This is a genomic window from Actinomadura xylanilytica (genome assembly GCF_030283145.1).
GTDB lineage: Bacteria > Actinomycetota > Actinomycetes > Streptosporangiales > Streptosporangiaceae > Spirillospora > Spirillospora xylanilytica.
In genome coordinates, this window is the sequence record NZ_JASNWE010000002.1 from 1,306,340 (window position 1) to 1,326,420 (window position 20,081).

Annotated in this window: 14 protein-coding genes; 6 read left to right on the forward strand and 8 right to left on the reverse strand. The window is 72.4% G+C overall.

Going from position 1 to position 20,081, the window contains the following annotated elements:
- Positions 1-232: 232 nt before the first annotated feature.
- From QP090_RS17225 to QP090_RS17245, 5 genes are all read right to left on the reverse strand, one after another.
- Positions 233-1,342, reverse strand: coding sequence for a hypothetical protein (locus tag QP090_RS17225; protein WP_285939930.1), 1,110 nt, complete (start codon positions 1,340-1,342; stop codon positions 233-235).
- On the reverse strand, positions 1,335-2,831 hold the full coding sequence (locus QP090_RS17230) for an iron-containing redox enzyme family protein (RefSeq protein ID WP_285939931.1): 1,497 nt from the start codon (positions 2,829-2,831) through the stop codon (positions 1,335-1,337). Before QP090_RS17230 ends, QP090_RS17225 begins: the two co-directional genes overlap by 8 nt.
- Complete coding sequence (locus QP090_RS17235; protein ID WP_285939932.1) at positions 2,828-3,937, reverse strand: 50S ribosomal protein L11 methyltransferase; 1,110 nt, start codon at positions 3,935-3,937, stop codon at positions 2,828-2,830. Before QP090_RS17235 ends, QP090_RS17230 begins: the two co-directional genes overlap by 4 nt.
- A gap of 98 nt (positions 3,938-4,035) precedes the next feature.
- A complete protein-coding gene (locus tag QP090_RS17240) occupies positions 4,036-4,461 on the reverse strand; it encodes a Rieske (2Fe-2S) protein (RefSeq protein WP_285939933.1) in 426 nt (141 codons plus the stop codon).
- A gap of 200 nt (positions 4,462-4,661) precedes the next feature.
- Complete coding sequence (locus QP090_RS17245) at positions 4,662-6,056, reverse strand: iron-containing redox enzyme family protein (RefSeq protein ID WP_285939934.1); 1,395 nt, start codon at positions 6,054-6,056, stop codon at positions 4,662-4,664.
- Between the two features lie 653 nt (positions 6,057-6,709).
- Here QP090_RS17245 and QP090_RS17250 point away from each other — a divergent pair.
- The 6 genes from QP090_RS17250 to QP090_RS17275 all read left to right on the forward strand — a co-directional run bounded on the left by QP090_RS17250 (position 6,710) and on the right by QP090_RS17275 (position 17,378).
- Complete coding sequence (locus QP090_RS17250; protein ID WP_285939935.1) at positions 6,710-7,006, forward strand: YiaA/YiaB family inner membrane protein; 297 nt, start codon at positions 6,710-6,712, stop codon at positions 7,004-7,006.
- Positions 7,007-7,127: 121 nt separating this feature from the next.
- Positions 7,128-8,030 (forward strand): hypothetical protein, encoded by a 903-nt coding sequence (locus tag QP090_RS17255; RefSeq protein ID WP_285939936.1) that lies wholly within the window; start codon positions 7,128-7,130, stop codon positions 8,028-8,030.
- Positions 8,027-9,919, forward strand: coding sequence for a hypothetical protein (locus QP090_RS17260; RefSeq protein WP_285939937.1), 1,893 nt, complete (start codon positions 8,027-8,029; stop codon positions 9,917-9,919). The genes QP090_RS17255 and QP090_RS17260 overlap by 4 nt, the downstream gene beginning before the upstream one ends.
- Positions 9,920-10,075: 156 nt before the next feature.
- A complete protein-coding gene (locus QP090_RS17265; protein WP_285939938.1) occupies positions 10,076-12,067 on the forward strand; it encodes a WD40 repeat domain-containing serine/threonine protein kinase in 1,992 nt (663 codons plus the stop codon).
- Positions 12,068-12,070: 3 nt separating this feature from the next.
- A complete protein-coding gene (locus QP090_RS17270; protein ID WP_285939939.1) occupies positions 12,071-13,921 on the forward strand; it encodes a WD40 repeat domain-containing serine/threonine protein kinase in 1,851 nt (616 codons plus the stop codon).
- A gap of 55 nt (positions 13,922-13,976) precedes the next feature.
- Positions 13,977-17,378, forward strand: a complete 3,402-nt coding sequence (locus QP090_RS17275; protein WP_285939940.1) for a DUF4132 domain-containing protein — start codon at positions 13,977-13,979, stop codon at positions 17,376-17,378.
- Positions 17,379-17,551: 173 nt separating this feature from the next.
- Here the strand turns inward: QP090_RS17275 and QP090_RS17280 are convergent, their stop codons facing one another.
- From QP090_RS17280 to QP090_RS17290, 3 genes are read right to left on the reverse strand one after another with little or no spacing between them, the layout of a single operon-like run.
- Positions 17,552-18,178 (reverse strand): response regulator, encoded by a 627-nt coding sequence (locus QP090_RS17280; RefSeq protein WP_285939941.1) that lies wholly within the window; start codon positions 18,176-18,178, stop codon positions 17,552-17,554.
- On the reverse strand, positions 18,171-19,325 hold the full coding sequence (locus QP090_RS17285; RefSeq protein WP_285939942.1) for a sensor histidine kinase: 1,155 nt from the start codon (positions 19,323-19,325) through the stop codon (positions 18,171-18,173). Before QP090_RS17285 ends, QP090_RS17280 begins: the two co-directional genes overlap by 8 nt.
- A gap of 14 nt (positions 19,326-19,339) precedes the next feature.
- Entirely contained in the window at positions 19,340-20,080 is a 741-nt protein-coding gene (locus tag QP090_RS17290) for an ABC transporter permease (RefSeq protein ID WP_285939943.1), read from the reverse strand.
- Position 20,081 lies beyond the last annotated feature (1 nt).

Genomic DNA, 20,081 nt, shown 5'->3' on the forward strand with positions numbered 1-20,081 from the left:
AGGGGCGGAAGTCGGTGGGACTGCGCGGATGGGACTGCGCGGCCGGCGCCGGCCCTGGGCTTGGGCCTGTCTCAAAGTGCCTCGGCCGTCGCGCGAGCGCGTTACCTGGCCGGTGGGGCGATGCCGGAGGCGAGCCCCACCGGCCAGATCGCGAAGCGATGTCGCGCTCGCCCAAGCACGGTCGGCGTCCGAGCCCTGGGCGAGGACGCCGGGCCGGGCTTTGAAACACGGCCTAGTCGGCGAAGTAGTCCTCCAGCCCGCCCCGGCGGCGGACGTCGAGGGTGGCGCAGTGGAAGCCGCCGCCGAACGTGTTGACCGTGCGGAACGGCACCGGGATGGGGGTGAACCCCTCCTTCTCCAGCAGCCGCAGCAGCTCGGTCTCCTGGGCCTCCACGAAGATCCGCTCCTGGTCCAGCATCAGCGTGTTCATCGCGATCCAGCGGCTGCAGAAGTACATCGTCTGGTCGGTGGGGATGGCCGGCTCCGGGCAGGTCAGCACGTCCCAGCCGGCGAACATCTCCGGTAGCTCGGGCACCCGCTCGGGGTTGACCAGGACGCGGCCGGGGCGCAGCGGGACGAACGTGGCGTTGAGGTGCATCGGGTGGTCGTCCACGAACGCCACCTCGTGCAGCCGGAACTCGTCGCCGAGCAGCCGCCGCGTCCACTCGATCCCGAAGCCGTTGGTGACGTGGCTGCGCTGCACCAGGATGTCGCGGCCGAACCGCATGAAGTCGCCCGCGTCCAGCAGCGGCTCGAACTCGGTGATCACCGAGGTCCCGGCCGGGAACGGGTCGTCCGGCGACGGCGGTCCGTCCGGCTTCGCGGCGGCGTAGCCGGGGTTGTAGGAGGCGTCGGTGAGCTCCGGCTTCGGCGCGGCGACCCAGCGGGCGCCGCGCCGGAAGTAGTCCTTGAAGAGCGTGCGGAACGGCTGGGTGGCGAAGTAGTACGACCGCCATGCCATCGTCGCCTCGATGATCCGGTCCCCGGCGACCAGCGCGATGTCGCGCGGGAAGGTGTGCGAGGACCCCCCGGTGGACGACCACTCCGCGGTGCCGAACGGGCGGGACTGGTCGACCGGGTCGGGGCGGCGGACCGTCACCCCCTCGCCCTCCAGGATCGCGACGAACCCCTCGAGCTCGGTGTGGGCGGCCTCGATCTGCGCGGCCGGGAACGCGCCGCCGCCGCCGCGCCGATAGAAGTCCCACGCCTCGGGCGGGACGGTCGCCTCGACGGCGGGGTGCCACGGCGGGACCGCGGCGCCGTCGATGACGCCGACGATCACCTCTTCGAGCGGGTCCCACTCGTTGTAGGAGTGGACCGGGAGCGCGTCGGTCTCAGTCATCGTTGGAGGTCCTCTCGATGGTCCGTACGGTCACGCGGGCCTCGCCGGAGGCCGCCTTCAGTCCGTGCAGCCGGCTCTTCGGCACGAGCAGCACGTCGCCCTTCCCGAGCCGGTGCGGGTGCTCGGTCGCCCACGCGTGCACCTCGACCTCGCCGCCGGTGACCTCGACGAGGGTGTCGGTGTCGCGGACCCCGGTGCTGAACGGGTCGCCGGGCCGCAGCGTGCGGGCCGCGGCGTCGTCGCCGGCCGCGGACGCGAGCCTCGCCCCGGCCTCGGTGTAGGTGTCGAGCGCGTCCGCCCAGGCGATCTGGGCGCGGAAGTCCTCGTCGCCGAGCCGCAGCAGCAGCTTGGTGTCCTCGATCCCGCGCACCAGCTCGGGAATGACGATCTCGCCGTGCGCGCGGGCGAGGCCGAGCAGCAGGTTCTCGTAGGTCATGCGTCCGTGGTGGACGTCGATGTGGGCGTGCTCGTCGCAGTACTTGGCGTCCACCCGGTCGCCGTAGACCGCGCGCAGCATCACGCCGGTGTCGGCGAACCCCTGGGCAAAGAGCCATTCGAGGTAGGTCACCGCGGCCATGTAGCGGAACATGCCGCGGTGGTCCTCGGTGAGCCAGTTGAAGTAGTTCACCCCGACCAGCGAGCTGGGCAGGTAGAAGTTCCAGTAGGCGTGCAGGTCGGTGCGCAGCCCGACGCTGGCCAGCATCTCCTTGAAGATCGTGCTGTGCTTGGCGCCGTAGACCCCGTACCCGAACTCGTCATTGAAGATCTTGAAGAGCTCGGACTGCTCGACGCCGTAGGAGCCGCCGAGGTTGCGCGCCATCGCCGACGCCTCGGTCAGCGCGTCCAGCGCGAGCTGGATCAGGTGCAGGCCCGCGGCCTCCTCCGGGTGCCCGCATTCGGCGATGAGCCGCATGGTGCCGGCCATCGGCGCGCCGGCGTCGACCGCGGGATTGCCGCTGGAGGCGTCCGCGGGCGCCCCCGCCGCGCCGACCTCGGTGAGGAAGTACTCCTGTAACTCCTCCAGGGTCCGCACCTGCGGCGCCGGCACGGCGTCGTCCAGGAAGGAGAACGCGTAGCGCTCCAGGCCCGGCCGGACGACGTCGCGCAGCCGCCGGACCTCGTCGCCGTAGAAGAGGTCGAAGTCCGCCTTGGCGGTGGCCAGCCCGGCGGGCGGCAGAAGGATCATGTCGCTCTCGTAGGCGTTGCACAGCACCCGCCCGGCGATGAGCTGGCCGCTGCCGAGGAACTCCGCCTCGGTGGCCGGGACGGAGAAGTCCCGCGCGCCCGCCCCGGGCGGGCCGATCGGCCGCTGGAAGGGGTTGCCGGTGATGTAGACGTCCGGGGTCGGCTGGAAGATCCGCTGCTCGCAGTACGCCGCGAGCGCGGCGGACACGTCCGCGGCGGGGGCCGCACCGGTGGTGACCATGCCGGTGGCGGCCATGCCGGCGGGGGTGGTGCCGGTGGTGATCGGGCCGGTGGTGATCGTCATTCGGCCGCCTCCTCTGCTTCCTGGCGGACGCCGCCGACGGACACGCCGAACCGCACGCACTCCCCGTCGTGCACGGCCTCCAGCGTCACCGGCTCGCCCGGCTGGACGTGCGGCGGGACGGGCAGGACCTGGATCGCCTGCTTCCAGTGCGAGCCGCGGCCCGGGGCGTTGGTCAGCGTGATGCCCGGCATCAGCTCCATCTCGAACCAGAACGCGAGGGCGTGCAGCTTCCCGGCCGCCGTGGGCCTTACCTGGAACTCGGCCCGGCGCGGTTCCGCGCCGTCGGTGTAGAAGTCGAAGTCGAACACCGGAAGCGGCTCGGAGAGCGTGCGGTGCTCGTGCCGGTCGAGCCGGGAGTCGAAGTACTCCAGCGTCGACAGCCGGTTGAACGGGGCCAGGTCGAAGCCGTACAGCTTGCCCACGTGGTTCTTGCGGTGCAGCGGAGCGCTCTCGACGAGCTGGACGATGATCCGCGCCCGCGACGGCATGATCGTCGCGTCCGGGGTGAGCAGGTGCTCGCGGGCGTGCGCGATCGTGCCGAGGATGCCCTCGCCGAGCAGCCCGCAGTCGACGATCTCGGTGACCAGCAGGCCGGCCCGCCGGGGCAGGTCCGCCGGCACTGACATCCGGGTGGACATCTTGGAGACGACGCCGACCGCGTCGTCGTACCCGGCCACGCGGACGACGCGGGCGGTGGTCTCGGCGACGGAGGGCTGGCCCTCGCAGGCCACCACCTGCCGCGCCCCGGCGCGGGCGGCCATCATGGCGAGCAGCCCGGACCCGGCGCCGATGTCCAGCACCAGCGACTCGGGGTCCGCCGCGACCGCGCGCCGGATCGCCACGTCGTACAGCTCGGCGCGCTCCTCGTCGTGCAGCATCTCCCAGTGCCAGCGGGGCACCGCGCGCCGGACGGCCCGGCCGTGGCCGACCAGCGCCTCCTCGTTGTGCCGGTCCAGACCGAGGATGAGCTGGTATGCCTTGGCCGCGTCCTCGTAGCGGCCCTGCTGGTGCAGGTCGCGGCCCCATCGGAGGAACTCGGCGAGCTCCAGGGTGCCGGCGGTGTCCGGTACCGGTTCGATCAGGTCGGATTCGCGTGTCGTCTCCACAATCGTGCCTCCTCGGCTCGGGACTGGCGATGAGTCGGGGCTGGTGACCGCCGGCGCCTCCGGCCGGCGGTGCGGGGACGCGGGGGAGGGGACCGGAGTCATGGGCACGGGGTTCCGGTCGTGGCGGCGTCGCCGGTGGCGGCGCCGGTCGTGCGGGTGTTGGGGCCGCCCGTGCCGTCCGCGCACGGGGCGTCCGGCGGCAGGTTGGCCAGGACCTCCTTGCGGATGACCGAGACCGGCGCGTCCTCGCCCTCCGGGAGCAGGACGACGGCCTCGTCGCCGCTGAGCACCATCGGCAGGCAGGTGCGCTGCACCGCGGCGACACCGACCTTCGTGCCGTGCCACGGGCAGCTGAGCCGCCGTCCGTCCGGGGTCCGGCGGGCGAGGCTCAGCGGCCCGCCCCGGTGCGGGCAGTAGTCGCGGACGAGCAGCCGCCGCCCGTCCGCCTGGAGGATGAAGTAGCGGTCGTGGCCGACCATCACGGTGTTGTGCCGGCTCAGGTCCATGACGATGACGCGGGTCATCGGCTCCTCTTAAATGTCGTTCGGACGATGCTGGGAGTCGTGCGCGCGGGTCATGGCGGGGGGCCTGGACGAGCCCGTGACCTGGGAGCGGGAAGCGGGAGCTGACGAAGGGGCGAACGCGGCAGGGGCATGCGGTGCGGGCGGCGCGCCCTGGACGGAATCGCCGGGCCGCGGGGGCGCCCGGCGGGGGAGCGGGCCGGTCAGTCGCTGGGGGTCACCGTGTGCAGACGACAGACGGCCTCGGGCGACACGGCCTTCACGCCGTAGAGCCGCCCGGCGGGGATCAGCAGCGCGTCGCCGCGGGTCAGCCGCTCGGCCGGGCCGGTGGGCGTCGCGATGAGGTCGGCCTCGCCGCGCTCGATCTCCAGGACCATGGCGTCGTCGTGGCCGCGGGTGCCGAAGGGGCTCTCGGGCGAGAGGACGATCCGGCCGGGCGGCGCGTCCGACGTCGGGGCCGCGCCGGCCAGCTCCCGGTGCCGGGACAGGTCGTCCGCCCACCGGATCTGCGCCGCGGTGTCCTCTTCGAACCAGCCGCCGACAAGCCTCGCCTCGGCGACGCCGCGCAGCAGCTCGGGGACCACGCGCGGGCCGTGCCGGTCGGCGAGGGCCAGCAGCACCTGTTCCTTGGTGATCCGGCCGTGGTGCGCGTCGATATGCGCGTGCTCATCGCAGTAGTGCAGATCGACCGCGTCGCCGAAGATATCGCGGAAGACCTTCACCATCTCAACGAACGCGGGTGCGAAAATTGCCTCGGCATACGTGACCGCGCCCGCGTACCGGAAGAATTTCGCATGGTCGCGGGACAGGTAGTAATAGTAGTTGTTCGTCGCCAGCGGACCGGCGAGATAGAAATTCCAGTAGGCGTGCACATGGGTGGCCATCGCGCGGCTGCGCAGCATTTTCGCGAAGATGGTCGTGTGCTTGGCGTCGTAGACGCCGTAGCCGAACTCGTCGATGAAGATCTTGAACAGCGCGGACTGCTCGGGCCCGTAGGCGCCGGCGAGGTTGCGCGACATGGCGGACGCCTCGGTGAGGCCGTCGAGCGCGAGCTGCACCAGGTAGAGATCGGCGGCGCTCTCCCGGTCGCGGGCCTCGGCGATGGCCTTCAACGCGGGCGACGGGCCGGCCCCGGCCTCGGCCACCACGTGCTGGAAGTAGGCGTCGAGCGCCTCGCGGGTGGTGGCGCCGCTGACGTCGACGGCGTCGTCGAGGCAGCCGAAGGCGAACCGCTCCAGCTCCGAGAGCGAGCCCTCCCGGAGTCCGCGTAACTCGGTGCCGTAGAAGAGGTCGAAATCGTCGTGCAGCTCCGCGAGCCCCTGCTCGGGCAGCAGGACCGTCTCGGCCTCGTAGAAGGTGCCGAGCAGGCGGTGTGCGGCGAGCGAGCGGTGCGCGGACCACTGGCCGGCCGCCGGTGGCCGGTCGAAGTCGGACTCCGCCAGGGCGTCCGGGACCAGCATGCGGCGGTAGGGATTGGGCTCGTGCAGGACCTGGGCGTCACCTCGGAACAGCGGATGGCCGGCGAACGCGCGGACCCGCTGCCCCAGTGTGCCGCCGACTTCCTTGTCGGCCGATGATGCCTGGGACTGGAGTGTCATCTAATTGAACCGTTCACCTGACTACTTCATGGGGTCGGGTGCAGCAAGTGCCTACAGCGCCGATTGTGTCGGCAAGGAACGCAACGGAACGGCCGAAGAATTTGTTGGTCGGGGCGACAAACGTCGCACGGTGGAATGGATCTCTCACCTGCGGTGAGAGCCGAGGTCTTCGGCTGCGGGGCACGTTAACAAAGGGTTCTGTGTTGATCAATGATCGATTCGGTGGCGGTCCGGTCGATGACCATGACACATCGGCCGCCGCCCGCCGGGCCGGGCGATCCGGGCTCCGGCGCCCCCGGTCACCGCCGTGCCCGCGGGAACGCGCCCTCGACCGTCCCGGCACCCGAGTTGACCTCGGTCTTTTGAATGCGCCCCAAGCTCGCCGCGGCGCCGCGACCACGGCGGGAGCGGATCGCAACCGCCGCATGACAGCAGGTCGGCGCGATGGTCAGGAGGAGTGGCCACCGTGCTCAACTCGTGACCGTATCCGGCCGAACGGGACCGCGTTCGCCCTGATCGTCCACCTGCGAGCCGTTCGGTCAGGTGGCGTCCGCGGACAGTGGCCGGCCGGTCACACCCGGGACGAACTACTCACCGCCGCTTGAGCATCCGTGCTCAGGCGCGTTCCCCGCGCGGCCCGCACACTCGATGGCATGACGACACCAGCACCGGTCACGTCCCCGGGGACCACCGCGTTCCTCCTCCAGGCCGCGATCTCCTTCGCCGTCTCCAGCGTCGCCGTCGCCATCGGCGTCTTCTACCTGCCGGTCAGCGGCTGGGTCCGCGCCTTCCTCGCGCTCGGTCTGCTGTACGTGATCACCTCCACCTTCACCCTGGCCAAGTGCGTCCGCGACAAGCAGGAGGACCAGACCATCCACAACCGCGTGGACAAGGCCAGGCTCGACAGGCTGCTGGCCGAGCACGACCCGTTCGCGCAGCCGGTCCCCTGACCCGCTCCCGGGCCGGGGCGACGGCGGGTGGACGGCGGTCGGGCGGCGGCCGTCGCGAGGTTCTTCCAGGTCGACTCGCGGCGCGGCTCGAGTGTCAGTGGCCGGTATTACGATGCGCCGGATGGAATCTGCGGCACTTGAACAGAGACTGCGGGATCATCCCGGTGACCTCGCCGCCTGGCACGCCTATGGCGATCGGCTTCTGGAGCAGGGCGACGCCCGGGGCACGCTGATCCGGCTGGAACAGCGCCGGGCCCGCGTCCGCCCCGCCGACCGGAAGGCCCTGGAGCGCGAGATCGCCGCGCTCGCCGAGAAGGAGCAGCGGGGCTGGGACGCGGCGCTGCCGCAGGGCGTCACCGTTCTGGAGCGCCGGTACGGATTCGCCGCGAAGGTCGCCGTCGAGTGGTCCGAGGACGCTCCCGCGCTGATCGAAGAGGCGCTGCGCGGACGCTTCGTGACCGCGCTCCAGATCACGCCGCCCGTCGGCGACGACGACGTAGAGGAGGACTGGGAGGAGGCATGGGCGGAGCACGACGGTGAGCCGTTCCCGTCGCCGCCCGTCGAGGCCGGCGCGTTCGCGACGCTCGACCTCGGCCGGCTCGTCGAGCTCGACCTCTCCTACTTCCCCCTCGGTACCCCCGGCGCGGAGGCCCTCGCGGCGGCGACCGGAAAGGGCCGGATCGAGACGCTCGACCTGCGGTACTGCGGCCTCGGCGACGCCGGCCTGGCCGCCCTGGCGGCGGCCCCCGACTTCGGCGGCGTCCGGCGCCTGCGCCTCCAACGCAACAGGCTCAGTGCCGAGGGCGTCCGCCCGCTCTGGAGCTTCGAGCGGCTCACCGCGCTCGACCTCCGCTACAACCGGATTGGTGAGAAGGGGACGGAGACCCTGCTCGCGGCGCCGTTCATCGGCTCGCTCACCGAACTGCACCTGATCCGCGCCGACGTCACCGCCGCCGGCGTGACGAGACTGGCCCTCGCCCCGCAGCTCGCGCCCGCGCTGCGCAACTACTGGAGAAGCGTGTGAGCACCGAACTCCGCGACCGGTTCTTCGCCCTGTCGACCGGCCGCGCCGAGGCGGGCGAGGTCGCCCGGTACTGCGCCGAGGTCGACGCCGTCGACGCCGAGCCCGTCGCGACGCTCGACGGGCTCGCGATCTCCTGGCACCCGACCGTGCGGCACAAGGCGGTGCGGTTCGTCGACGCCGAACGGATCGAGGCCGGCGCGCGCGAGCTGTTCGCCCGGCCGAGCGAAGCCGCGCCGCACCTCGCCGCCGTCTTCGTCGATCCGCGCGAGCTGTCGTTCCGCACCTACGAGAACGTCCTTCCGCTGGACCACCTGTTCGAGGACGCCGGGCTCGAGTTCGAGCTCACCGACCGCGAGACGCTCGCGACGGACGCGTACTCCTTCTCGCTGGGGCTTCCGGCCGCCGCCCGCGCCCGGCTCGAGCGCCTCGACTCGCTGGGCCTCTACGTCCCCCCGCTCAACGCCGCATCGCGTGGCGGCGATCGCTTCATCTTCCATTCGGCCCTGCTCGCCGGCGCGCTCACCGAGGCGGTCACCGCGGCGCTGCCGCAGCTCGACGGTTTCTCGCACGTGAACCCCGTGTTCCGCTGCAACCGGTTCGAGCCGGACGACGCCAACTTCCACCGCCACCTCGACACGCCCTACTACGACGCCGCGCGCGGGCACGTCTCCCGCTACACCGTGCTGCTCTACCTCACCGGCGGCTCGGCCGCGCCCGTGCTCGACCTCGCCGGCGGGGCCGCGCTCGAGGAGATCGGGCCTTTCACCTGTGTGATCTTCGACCAGCGGTACGAGCACGAGGGCGCCCCCTACCGCGATGGCCGGAAGGTCTTCCTGCGCACCGAACTCATCTTCACCGATCCGGACGTCACGCACGATCCAGAGATCGGCGCGCTGTTCAGCAAGGCCTGCTACTGGACCGGCGAGAGCGTCTTCGCCCCCGAGCTCGCCCGCCACGCCGACGCCTGCTACGACAAGGTCGCCGCGGCGCACTGGACCGGCCTCGTCCCCGGCGCCCCCCGAGAACCCTTCGTCCACAAGCGGTTCCGCGGCGTGGACTTCGTCGCGAACGGCCACGACTTCTGGTTCGCCAAGGACGAGGGGGTCTCGCTCGCCGAGTGCGCCGCGATCACGCTCCTCGACTACTTCAACTGCAAGCTCGGCGACACCCCCTTCCGCGCCCTCTGCGACGCGGACGTGATCGAGGCCGACGGCACCGCCTGGATCTCCGGGTTCCTCCAGGACAGGCGCGGCGGGTCGGCGGTCACGCCGTTCGACAAGTCCGTCCTCTTCCCCGAGCCGGAGGAGAGAGACGACCTGTGCTGCCCGTTCCATGAGGGGCCCCGGTTCGACGCCACCCGCAACGAGGAGATCGTCGGCCTCTACACGCGCGCCCAGACCTTCGCGAAGGCGCACATCACGCCCGCGCCGATCCTGATGCTCGGCGAGGAGGTGATGCTCGACCCGGACAGGTTCGTCGTCCAGGGGAACCTCATCCACGTCCTCGGCAAGGAGGCGCTCACCCCCGTGAACTTCGCCGCGTGCTGGAACTCCGGCGGCTTCCCTGAGAACTACATCGAGGTCGGGGCCGATGTCGGCGTGGTGCACCTGCTGGTCCCGCCGATCGTCTTCACCGAGTCCGCCACCGGCTACCACCTCCAGTTCGACTTCTTCCGCAACTCCTGGATGGTGAAGCACCGGCAGGCGACGGTTCCCGTCCCCACGATCAACGACCAGGACCCCGAACTCGTGGAAGACGATCCCCAGTCGCCCTGGTTGGACGCCGTCGACCCCGCCCTGGTCGCCGGAGGCCGCCGCGAACGCACCGCCGACCTCTGGTGGGCCGGCGACTCCCCGCTGATCGACGAGCTCTACGACTCCGCCGGCTGAACGCGCCCCGCGTTCACGGCCGAGGGGCCGCCGGGGCCGGCCGGGGCGGCGACACCTCCTTCATGCACTGCGTCACACTCCGTTCGGGGCGCTGTCGAGAGAACACCCATGTCTGCTAGAAATCGGCGAGCCCCCGAGCCCAATGACGGGTGATACATGGAACCCCTGCACCCCGGCGATCCCCGGCAGATCGGCCCCTACCGGCTGGAAGCCCGGCTGGGCGCGGGCGGGATGGGCCAGGTGTTCCTGGGCATCTCGCCCGGCGCCCGCCGCGTCGCCGTCAAGGTCATCCGCGCCGAGCATGCCGAGGACGAGCGGTTCCGGCGGCGGTTCGCCCGCGAGGTCGAGGCCGCCCGCAGCGTCGGCGGGTTCCATACCGCGCAGGTCGTGGACGCCGACCCCGACGCCGTCTCACCGTGGCTGGTCACCGCGTTCATCCCCGGGCCGTCCCTCCAGCAGGCGGTCGCCGAGCGCGGGCCGCTCGCTCCCGAGGCGGTCCGGGCGCTCGCGGCGGGGCTGGCGGAGGGCCTGGCCGCGATCCACGCGTGCGGGCTGGTGCACCGCGACCTCAAGCCCGGCAACGTCATCATGGCGGAGGACGGGCCGAGGATCATCGACTTCGGTGTCGCCCGCGCGACCGACGCGACCGTGCTGACCTCGCACAACGTGGTCGTCGGCACCTACGCCTACATGGCGCCGGAGCAGGTGCTGGGGGAGGCGGCCGGACCGCTCGGCGACGTGTTCTCGCTCGGCTGTGTGCTCGCCTACGCCGCGACCGGCCGCGGGCCCTTCGACGCCACCGCCATCCCGGCGATCGTGCACCGCGTCCTGTATGAGGAGCCGGACCTGTCCGGGGTCCCCGACGACCTGCGCGCCCTCGTCGCCGCGTGCCTCGCCAAGGACCCCGAGCGGCGGCCCACCGTGGACACGCTCATGACCGCGCCGCGGCGCATCGCCGCCCCGGCTCCGGGGCCGGCGCGCACGCCCGTACCGGATGACGCCGCCGGCACGCACGCCAACGCGACGCTCATCGCGACCCGGCAGCAGGACGCCCCGGCCGCCGCCCCGGCCACCGCGCCGATCGGCCCGGCACCGGTCGGCCGCCGGGCGCTGCTCATCGGAGCGGGGGCCGTCGCGGCCGTCGCCGCCGTGGGCGTCCCGGCCGGGGTGTACCTGGCCCAAAGAGACGGGGAGCGGAAGGCCGCCGTGCCGCCCGCGGCCCCGCCCCGCCCCAGCGGCCTGATCTCCCCGACCGGATCGCTCACCGCCGAGAACGTCAAGACCCTGACCGAGGTCGCCATCACCGCCGACGGCCGGACCATCGCCGCCGGCGGCCTGGACAGCACGATCACGCTGTGGGACGTCGGCACCGGCCGCGCCCTGCGCACCATCGACAAGACGGGCTGGGTGAGCGCCCTGGCGTTCAGCCCGAACGGCGAGTTCGTGGCCAGTTCCGCCAGCAACGCCGGCGCCCTGCTCGTCTGGGACGCCGCCACGGGCCGCATCCGGGTGAACGTGCGGACCGGCCAGTTCGGGCTGAACTCGGTGGCCTACAGCCCCGACGGCCGCACGATCGCGGGCGTCAACCCCGACGCGCGGCTCTTCGACGCCGCCGACGGCCGCACGCTGGCGACGTTCGACCTCGGCCACAGCGGCGTCAACGCGGTGGCCTTCAGCCCGGACGGCAAGGTCATCGCGGTCGGGACGGACGGCTTCTACAAGAAGTCCCCCGGCAACACCGTCCAGCTTCTCGACGGCCGGACGCTCCGCAAACGCGGCCAACTCGTCGGCCACACCGAGAGCGTCACCGGCGTCGCGTTCAGCCCCGATGGCAAGCGGGTGGCCAGCAGCGGCGCGGACCAGACCGTACGGATCTGGGACGTCGCCGAACGCCGCGCCGTGCGCGTCATCAAGGCCGGCGAGGCGTCGGTGAAGGACGCGAGATTCTCCCGGGACGGCACGGCCGTTCTCGGTGCCTGCTCCGACCGGACCGTCCGGATGTGGAACCTCGCCACCGGCGCGCTCACCGCGACGCTCGTCGGCCACTCCCAGGCCGTCGAGAGGATCGCCCTCACCCCGGACGGCGGGACCGTGGCGGGTGTGGGCGGCAGCAAGTCCGACGGCTCCGTGACGCTCTGGAAGGTCTGATCCGTGGATCCGCTGCGCCGTGACGACCCCCGGCAGGTCGGCCCCTACCCGCTGGAGGGCCGGCTGGGCGCGGGCGGCATGGGCGAGGTGTTCCTCGGCGCCTCGCCGAGCGGACGCAAAGTCGCGGTGAAGGTCGTCCGCGCCCAGTACGCCGCCGACCCGGCGTTCCGCCTGCGGTTCGCCCGCGAGATCGAGGCCGCCCGCAAGGTCGGCGGGTTCCACACTGCGCAGGTCGTCGACGCCGACCCCGAGGCCGTGTCGCCCTGGATGGTGACCGCGTTCGTCCCCGGCCCCTCCCTGCGGCAGGTCGTGCGCGGCCAGGGGCCGCTCGCGCCGCACGCGGTCCGCGAACTGGGCCGGGGGCTGGCCGAGGGGCTGGCCGCGATCCACGCGTGCGGGCTGGTGCACCGCGACCTCAAGCCCGGCAACGTCATCATGGCCCCCGACGGCCCCCGGATCATCGACTTCGGCATCGCCCGCTCGACCGACGCGACCGCGCTGACCTCGACCGGGGCGGTCGTCGGCACGTTCTCGTTCATGTCCCCCGAGCAGGTGCGCGCCGACGTCACCGGCCCGGCGAGCGACGTGTTCTCGCTCGGCTGCGTGCTCGCCTACGCCGCGCTCGGACGCGGCCCGTTCGACGCGGCGACCATCCCGGCGATCGTCCACAAGATCGTCGGGGCGCCGCCGGACCTGGCCGGCCTCACCGCCGATCCGCATCTGCACGACCTGATCGCCGGCTGCCTGGAGAAGGCCCCCGAGCGGCGGCCGACCGTCCAGGACGTCCTGACCGGGCTGACCGCCGGTCCGCCGGGACGGCCGGGCCGGTCGCGCGGGCCGTCCCGCCGGGCCGTCCTGCTCGGTGGGGCGGCCGTCGCGGCGACCGCCGCCGTGACCGTCCCGGCGGTCCTGCTGTGGCCCTCGGACGCGCCCGCCGCCAGGCGGCGGAACGCCCCGAAGACGCCGATCGGCACGCCCACCGCGGTCACCCTGCCGAGTTCGGAGGTCGCCGTGTCGGACCTGGTGTTCTCCGCCGACGGCAGGACCCTGTGGGGTGCGGGATTCTCCTCGATCCTGCGCTGGGACCTGTCCACCGCGCAGGTCGTCTCCCGTAAGACGAGCGACACCAAGACCTACCGGCGGCCCATGGTGTTCAGCCCGGACGGCAAGACCCTCGCCACCGGCGGCGAGGCCGGGGGCGTCCACCTCTGGGACGTGGCGTCCGGGCGGGTCCGCAAGTCCTTCGCCAAAGCGCGGAACGTCGAGATGCTCGCGTTCAGTCCGGACGGCCGGTCACTCGCCGTCAGCGACGGAAATGGACCGCAGTACGTCCAGATCTGGGACACCGTCACCGACAAGTCCGTCTCGATGAAGACCGACTACTACGCCGACGTGCTGGCCTTCTCACCGGACGGCGGGACGCTCGCGGGCGTACGGGGCCTGTCCGGGCGCTTCACCTTCTGGGACGTCTCGACGGGCAAGGGCGCCGAGAACTCGGCCGAGAGCGCGAGCGAGATCCCCAGCCTCGCCTTCAGCCCGGACGGGAAGACCATCGCGGTCTCCAACGGCACCTACTGGGCGATCGAGCTCCGAAGCACGTCCGACGGCTCGCTGGACACCACCCTGAAGGGCGTCGACGGTGCCGTCCAGGCCCTGGCGTTCAGCCCGGACGGCGACACCCTGGTCAGCGCCGACGAGAAGAACGTCCGGCTCTGGCACGTCCCGACCCGGCGCAACACCGCGACGCTTCCCGGCGACGCCGACGATGACCAGGTCGTGGTGTTCGCCCCGCACGGGCAGAGCTTCGCCACGACGGGCGGCTCCGGGACGACCCGCCTGTGGACGTTCGCCTAGCGTTCTACACCGTAGGGCGGCGGTTTGTCGGATGCCTGCCCTACGGTGTGGCGCCATGAGCGATGAACGCCCCCCGGCGCGGGACGAGGACGTCCTGGTACTTCCGTCCGAGTTGCGGCGGCGGCTGCACCCGCGGCGAGGCGGCCACCCCGGCCCGGCGATCAAGATCGACAAGACCGCCGCGGAGTGGCTGCTGGAGCAGCGGGAGCACGTGCCGGACCCCGCTTCCCGGATCGCCACGGGCGCGTCCGATCCGGATTGGGCGGCCGGCGCGCGGCGCTATCTGGCCGGCGAGGCCGACCCGGTGGGCGCGGCGGCGGTCGCCCTGATCCCGTGGAAGATCCACTGCACGGCTCCCGGCAGCGGGGACGGCTACGACTGGGCCTGGGAGGGGAGTCCCGCGACGGGAAGGTGGGTGAAGAAGTGGGCGAAGAACCGCGGCCTCACCGATGAGCGCGCCTTCCCACCCCCGGAGGGTGGCGAGGAGGACTGGGTCCGGGGCGACTACGGCGGCTGGTCCAGAGGGGGGACCGTCTCCGATTCGCTGAAAAAGCTTCAGCGCGGGTTCGTGGACGCCTGGAGCGCCGAGCACGGCGTGGTGTTCGCGGCGTGCGCGCTGGTCGAGCTGAGCACGGCCGCGGCGACCTGGGTCGGTGACGCGAAGGTGCGGTTCCAGGCCGGGAAGAAGCTCTGGCTCGGCCAGGAGGCCGGAAGGCGCATGCGCACCCTCCTGGCGGCGGCCGACGACGGCGACTACCGGGAGGCGGTCGAAAGGCTGGCCGAGCACCGTCGGACCATCCCGCAGAAGGCTGTCGTGTCGTATCTGGTGCCGACGCGGCAGGACTGGCGGTGCCACGTGGACGACGGCCCGATCGAGCCGTGGCTGAGCGTCGCGCTCGGCGAGCCGAAGCGGCTGGCCATGGACAACGCTCTGGCCTGGGAGGACCACCCCCTGGACCTGCTCGTCACGCTGGCCGACACCTTCGGGGCGGACGCGCTCCCGCTGTTCGTCCAGGGCCTGGACGGCGACATCGAGCCCGCCGAGCGCAAGCGGCTGCTCACGGTGATCGGCCTGATGCCCTTCGACGAGGCGTTCCAGGCGCTGGTCGACCGGGCGGACGAGCAGCACGTCGGGTCCGCGCTGACCACGGCGATGACCAGGTTTCCCGCGCGAGCGCTGCGGATGCTGGCCGCGGCGGGCGCCACCGGGGCACTCACCGCTCACGTCCGGGCCCATCCGGAGCTGGCCGCCGCGATGCTGCCCGATCTGCCGGCCGGGCCCCGGACGGCCGTCGAGGCGGCCGTCGCGGCCGACCCGCGGGTCCCGGACGCGGAGCCGGACGACCTACCCGAGCTGCTGGTCCGGCCGCCGTGGACCCGCGAGGCGAGGAAGCCGGTCGTCATCGCGGGGCTGGAGCCGCCCGGCGGCCAGACGATGGCATGGGCGCCGGACGAGCGGGCGGCCTGGTCCACCCCCGTCCTCCCGTACTGGGCGAAGCCCGGTACCGACTGGGAGACGGTGGCCGAGCGGCTCCGATCCGAGGGCCGGAGCTGGTACAGGGAGGTCGAACTGCTGCTCCTCGGGCCCGAGGAGGTGTCCCGGCCCTTGCTCGCCGGCTGGGAGGGCAAGCCCTGGTGGGACTCCGGTGATGTGCCCTGGGCGAGGTGCGTGGTGGCCCGGTTCGGCACGGACGCCTCGGAACTGGCGTTGCAGGCCGCGAAGGCCGACCCGGCCGGCTGCGGGGAACTCCTCCTCCCGTACTTGAACGCCGAGATCGCGGCGCTGACGGCGGGCTGGCTGGCCCGGAGGAAGTCGGCGCGGCAGGTGGCGGCCGACTGGTTCGGCCGGCACGGAGTCGACGCCGCCCGGATGCTCTTCCCCGCCGCGCTCGGCAAGACCGGGCGGGGCCGGAGGGACGCGGAGGGGGCGCTGCGGCTGATGGCCGGCCGGATCGGCGCCGAGGAGATCGTGGCCGCCGCGCGCGACCTCGGTGCCGAGGCGGCGGACGCGATCGGGGCGCTGGTGGCCGACCCGCTGGAGTTCCTGCCGGACCGGATGCCCGCCATGGGTGACTGGGTCGGGCCCGGCGCGCTCCCGCAGATCCTGCTGCGGGGCCGCGAGCGGGCGCTCCCGGTCACTGCGTCCGGGCACGTGATCACGATGCTGGCGATGTCGTCGCCCGGCCAGATGTACGCGGGCGTCGGCGCGGTCCGCGAGGTGTGCGACGGCCGTTCCCTCGCCGAGTTCGCCTGGGCGCTGCTCGAACGCTGGGAGCGGCACGGCGCGCCGGCCAAGGACGGCTGGGCGCTGGACCAGCTCGCTTGGCTCGGCGACGACGGAACGGTGCGCGGGCTCGCCGCCGCCATCGGTGCCTGGCCCGGAGAAGGAGGCCACCAGAAGGCGGTCAGAGGGCTGGACGTGCTCGCCGCGATCGGCACCGACCTTGCGCTCATGCACCTGAACGGCATCTCCCGCCGGGTGAAGTTCAAGGGGCTCAAGGCCCGCGCCCAGGACAAGATCGGGGAGATCGCGGCGAGCCGCGGGCTGACGCGCGAGCAGCTCGCCGACCGCATGGTGCCCGACTTCGGGCTCGACGACGACGGGAGCATGACGCTCGACTACGGGCCGCGCCGCTTCACCGTCGGCTTCGACGAGGCGCTCACCCCGTTCGTCCTCGACCAGGACGGGCGGATGCGCAAGACGCTGCCCAAGCCGGGGGCGAACGACGACCCCGACCTCGCCCCGGCCGCCTACCAGCGCTTCGCCTCGATGAAGAAGGTGGCGCGGACCGCCTCCGCCGACCAGATCCGGCGGCTGGAGACCGCCATGGTGACGCGGCGGCGGTGGACCGCGGCCGAGTTCGGTGACCTGTTCGTTGCGCACCCCCTGGTCTGGCACATCGCCCGCCGCCTCGTCTGGCTGGCCGAGGACGAGGCGGTGACGGCGTTCCGGGTCGCCGAAGACCGCACGTTCACCGACGTCCACGATGACGCGTTCACGCTGCCCGGCACGGCGACCGTCGGCATCCCCCACCCCCTGGAACTGGGCGGCGACCTCGCCGCCTGGCGCGAGGTGCTGGAGGACTACGAGATCGTGCAGCCGTTCCCCCAGACCGAGCGGGGCACGCACGCGTTCACCGAAGAAGAGCGCCGAAGCGGGCACCTCGCCCGCTTCGAGGGCCTCACGGTGCGCACGGCGCGGGTCCACGCGCTGCGCCACCGCGGCTGGGAACGCGCCCGCCACTACGAGCTCCTCCGCGCGCTGCCCGCCGGCCGGCACGTCCAGATCGACCTGGACCCGGGCCTGGCCTCCGGAGGCCAAGACGACGAGCCGGAGCAGCGGATCGAGACCGTCCAGCTGATCGCCGGGACCCACTTCGGCGAGCTGGACCCGGTGACCGCATCGGAGATCCTCGCCGACCTCACCTCACTGCCCGACACGCCCCCTGGCGGGTGATTCTCCGATCAGTCTCTTGTGGCGCCGTCGGGCCAGGTGACGTGGACGGGCTTGTCGAGGTCGCGGGCGCACGGGGTCATGTCGCAGGGATACTCCGATGCGTGCGAGATTCCGCTGGCCGCGCGTCCGGAGAGTTCCGGCGCGGTGTTTGCGGGCCGGGACGCCGAACACGGTCAGGGCAGCAGGCGCCTGTCGTAGGCGGTGGCCACGGCCGCGGCCCGGTCCTTGACGTCCAGCTTCGCAAAGATGTGGGTGAGGTGGGTCTTGACCGTGGCCTCGCTGATGAAGAGCTCGGTGGCGATCTCCCGGTTGCCGGTGCCGCGGGCCACCAGGCGCAGGACCTCCAGTTCGCGGGTGCTCAGGGACTCGCTGCGGGGCTCGCGCACGCGGGAGACCAGGCGGGAGACGATGGCCGGGGACAGGACGGTGCGGCCTTCGGCGGCGGCGCGGACCGCGTCGAAGAGGTCGTCGCGGGGGGCGTCCTTGAGGAGGTAGCCGGTGGCGCCGGCCTCGATCGCCGGGATCGTGTCGGTGTCGGTGTCGTAGGTGGTCAGGACGAGGACCTTGCAGGGGAGGCCGCGGCGGGTGAGCTCGGTGATGGCCTGCACGCCGCCTCCGCCGGGCATCCGGAGGTCCATCAGGACGACGTCGGGGCGGAGCTCTTCGGCGAGGACGACGGCCTCGCGGCCGTCGGCGGCCTCGCCCAGCACCTCGAAGCCGGTGGTCGCCGCGAACATGCCGCGCAGGCCGTCCCGGACGACGGGGTGGTCGTCGACGATCAGCAGGGTGATGTCAGCCATGGCGGATCAACGGTACGCGGGCGGAGACGGCCGTGCCCCGGCCGGGTTCCGATTCGATCTCCAGGGTGCCGGCGACGCGTTCGGCGCGCTCGCGCATGGCGGTCAGGCCGAAGCCCCGGGAGGGGCGGGTGAAGCCGCGGCCGTCGTCGCGGATGTCGAGGGTCACCTCGTCGTCCATGTAGGAGAGGGTCACGCCGACGCGGCTCGCGCGGGCGTGGCGGGTGGCGTTGCCGAGGGCCTCCTGGGCGATGCGCAGGAGGGCGGCCTCGATCTCGTCGTGCAGGGGGTCCACCGGTCCGGTGACGGTGAGGTGGGCGCGGCCGTCGGTGATCTTCTTGAGGGCCTCGGGGAGCGTGTCGTGCTCCAGGTGGGTGGGCGCGAGGTCCTGCACGGAGCGGCGGGCCTCGCGCAGGCTCTCGCGGGCGAGATCGGTGGCGCGGCGGACGTGCTCGTTCTCCTCGGTGGCCTGGAGCTGGGTGATGATGCCCGCCAGGCCCTGGGCGATGGTGTCGTGGATCTCGGCGGCCAGGCGGCGGCGCTCGTCGCTGACACCGGCTTCGCGGGCCTGGACGAGGAGCTGGGCCTGGAGGCCGGCGTTCTCGGTGAGGGCCTGCTCCAGGCGGGCGTTGGTCCGTTCGAGTTCGGCGATGGTCTCCGCCTGGACCCGGGCCTGCTCGGCCTCGCTGTCGGCGAGGCCGCCGAAGATGTGGACAAGCGCGTAGTTCAGGACGAAGAGGCCGCCGAAGATGCCCGCCTGGCCGGGGCTCTCGGGCGGCAGGCCGCCCGACTCGGCACCGGACATGGTGATCGCCGTGATGAAGGTCCCGGCCCTGGCCCAGCGGCGGGTCAGGTAGTGCTGGGAGTCGAAGTACCCGAGTGTGGCGTAGATGCAGAAGAAGGGGTTCAGGCAGGAGAGGGCGAAGGCGAGGGCGGTGCGGGTCCAGAAGTAGACGTGGCCGGGGATCCTGTCGGTGATCTGGAGGATCTGGAGGGCCAGCGCCGTGAGGACGAGGGTCGCGGCCGTTCGCTGCTCCGCGGGCGACATGACGAGATCCGGGATGAGCAGTGCCAGGAGGGTCGCGAGGGACAGGAGGCCGAACGGTCCCCACCGATAGAACCGTTCCCATTGCTCCTGGACTGTCGTCATCAGAGTAGTTTGTCCTATTCCCAGCGGAACCAGCGAACGGCGGCGGCGATCAGGACGGCGGCCCACGCGGCGGTGACGCCGAGGTTCGTCCAGTCGGGCCAGCCGCCCTCGGCGGCCTGGTTGAGGGCCTGGGACGCGGCGCCGAACGGGAAGTACCCGACGATGCGCTGGAGCAGGCCGGGCATGGCCTGGACGGGGGTCCAGAGGCCCGCGAAGAACATCATCGGGAAGAAGACGGCCGAGCCGACCACGGTGGTGGCCTTGGAGGTGGGCGTGACCGCGGTGACCGCGGCGCCCAGCGCGAGTGCGCTGAGGGCGCCGAGCAGGAGCGCCAGCAGGTAGCCGGGAAGCTGGCCGGGCAGCGCCACGCCGAAGGCGAGCCGGCCGACCGCGACGACCAGCAGCGCCGAGCCCAGGGCGGCCGCGAAGTGCAGGACGATCTGCGCGGCCAGCAGCGAGGCGGGCCGCACGGGCGTGGTGGACATGCGGCGCAGGATGCCGCGCTCGCGGTAGCCCGACAGGACGGGCGGCAGCGCCTGGATCCCGGACATGATCATGGCGAGCAGCACGTTGACCGGAACGTACAGCTCGATCATCCGGCTCCCGCCGAGATCGGCGTTCGGCTCCCGAAACGACGGGATGAGGCCGAGGATCGTCAGCAGGACGGTGGGGAAGACGATGATCCAGAACAGGCTGAGCGGCTCGCGGACGAAGAGCCGGAATTCTGCCTTGAGGACGGCGGTGGACGCGGACACG

Coding starts and splice junctions, on each gene's coding strand:
- QP090_RS17265 (WP_285939938.1), top strand. CDS start 10,076: ATGGAACCCCTGCACCCCGGCGATCCCCGGCAGATCGGCCCCTACCGG.
- QP090_RS17280 (WP_285939941.1), bottom strand. CDS start 18,178: ATGGCTGACATCACCCTGCTGATCGTCGACGACCACCCCGTCGTCCGG.
- QP090_RS17250 (WP_285939935.1), top strand. CDS start 6,710: ATGACGACACCAGCACCGGTCACGTCCCCGGGGACCACCGCGTTCCTC.
- QP090_RS17275 (WP_285939940.1), top strand. CDS start 13,977: ATGAGCGATGAACGCCCCCCGGCGCGGGACGAGGACGTCCTGGTACTT.
- QP090_RS17225 (WP_285939930.1), bottom strand. CDS start 1,342: ATGACTGAGACCGACGCGCTCCCGGTCCACTCCTACAACGAGTGGGAC.
- QP090_RS17240 (WP_285939933.1), bottom strand. CDS start 4,461: ATGACCCGCGTCATCGTCATGGACCTGAGCCGGCACAACACCGTGATG.
- QP090_RS17285 (WP_285939942.1), bottom strand. CDS start 19,325: ATGACGACAGTCCAGGAGCAATGGGAACGGTTCTATCGGTGGGGACCG.
- QP090_RS17230 (WP_285939931.1), bottom strand. CDS start 2,831: ATGACGATCACCACCGGCCCGATCACCACCGGCACCACCCCCGCCGGC.
- QP090_RS17255 (WP_285939936.1), top strand. CDS start 7,128: ATGGAATCTGCGGCACTTGAACAGAGACTGCGGGATCATCCCGGTGAC.
- QP090_RS17245 (WP_285939934.1), bottom strand. CDS start 6,056: ATGACACTCCAGTCCCAGGCATCATCGGCCGACAAGGAAGTCGGCGGC.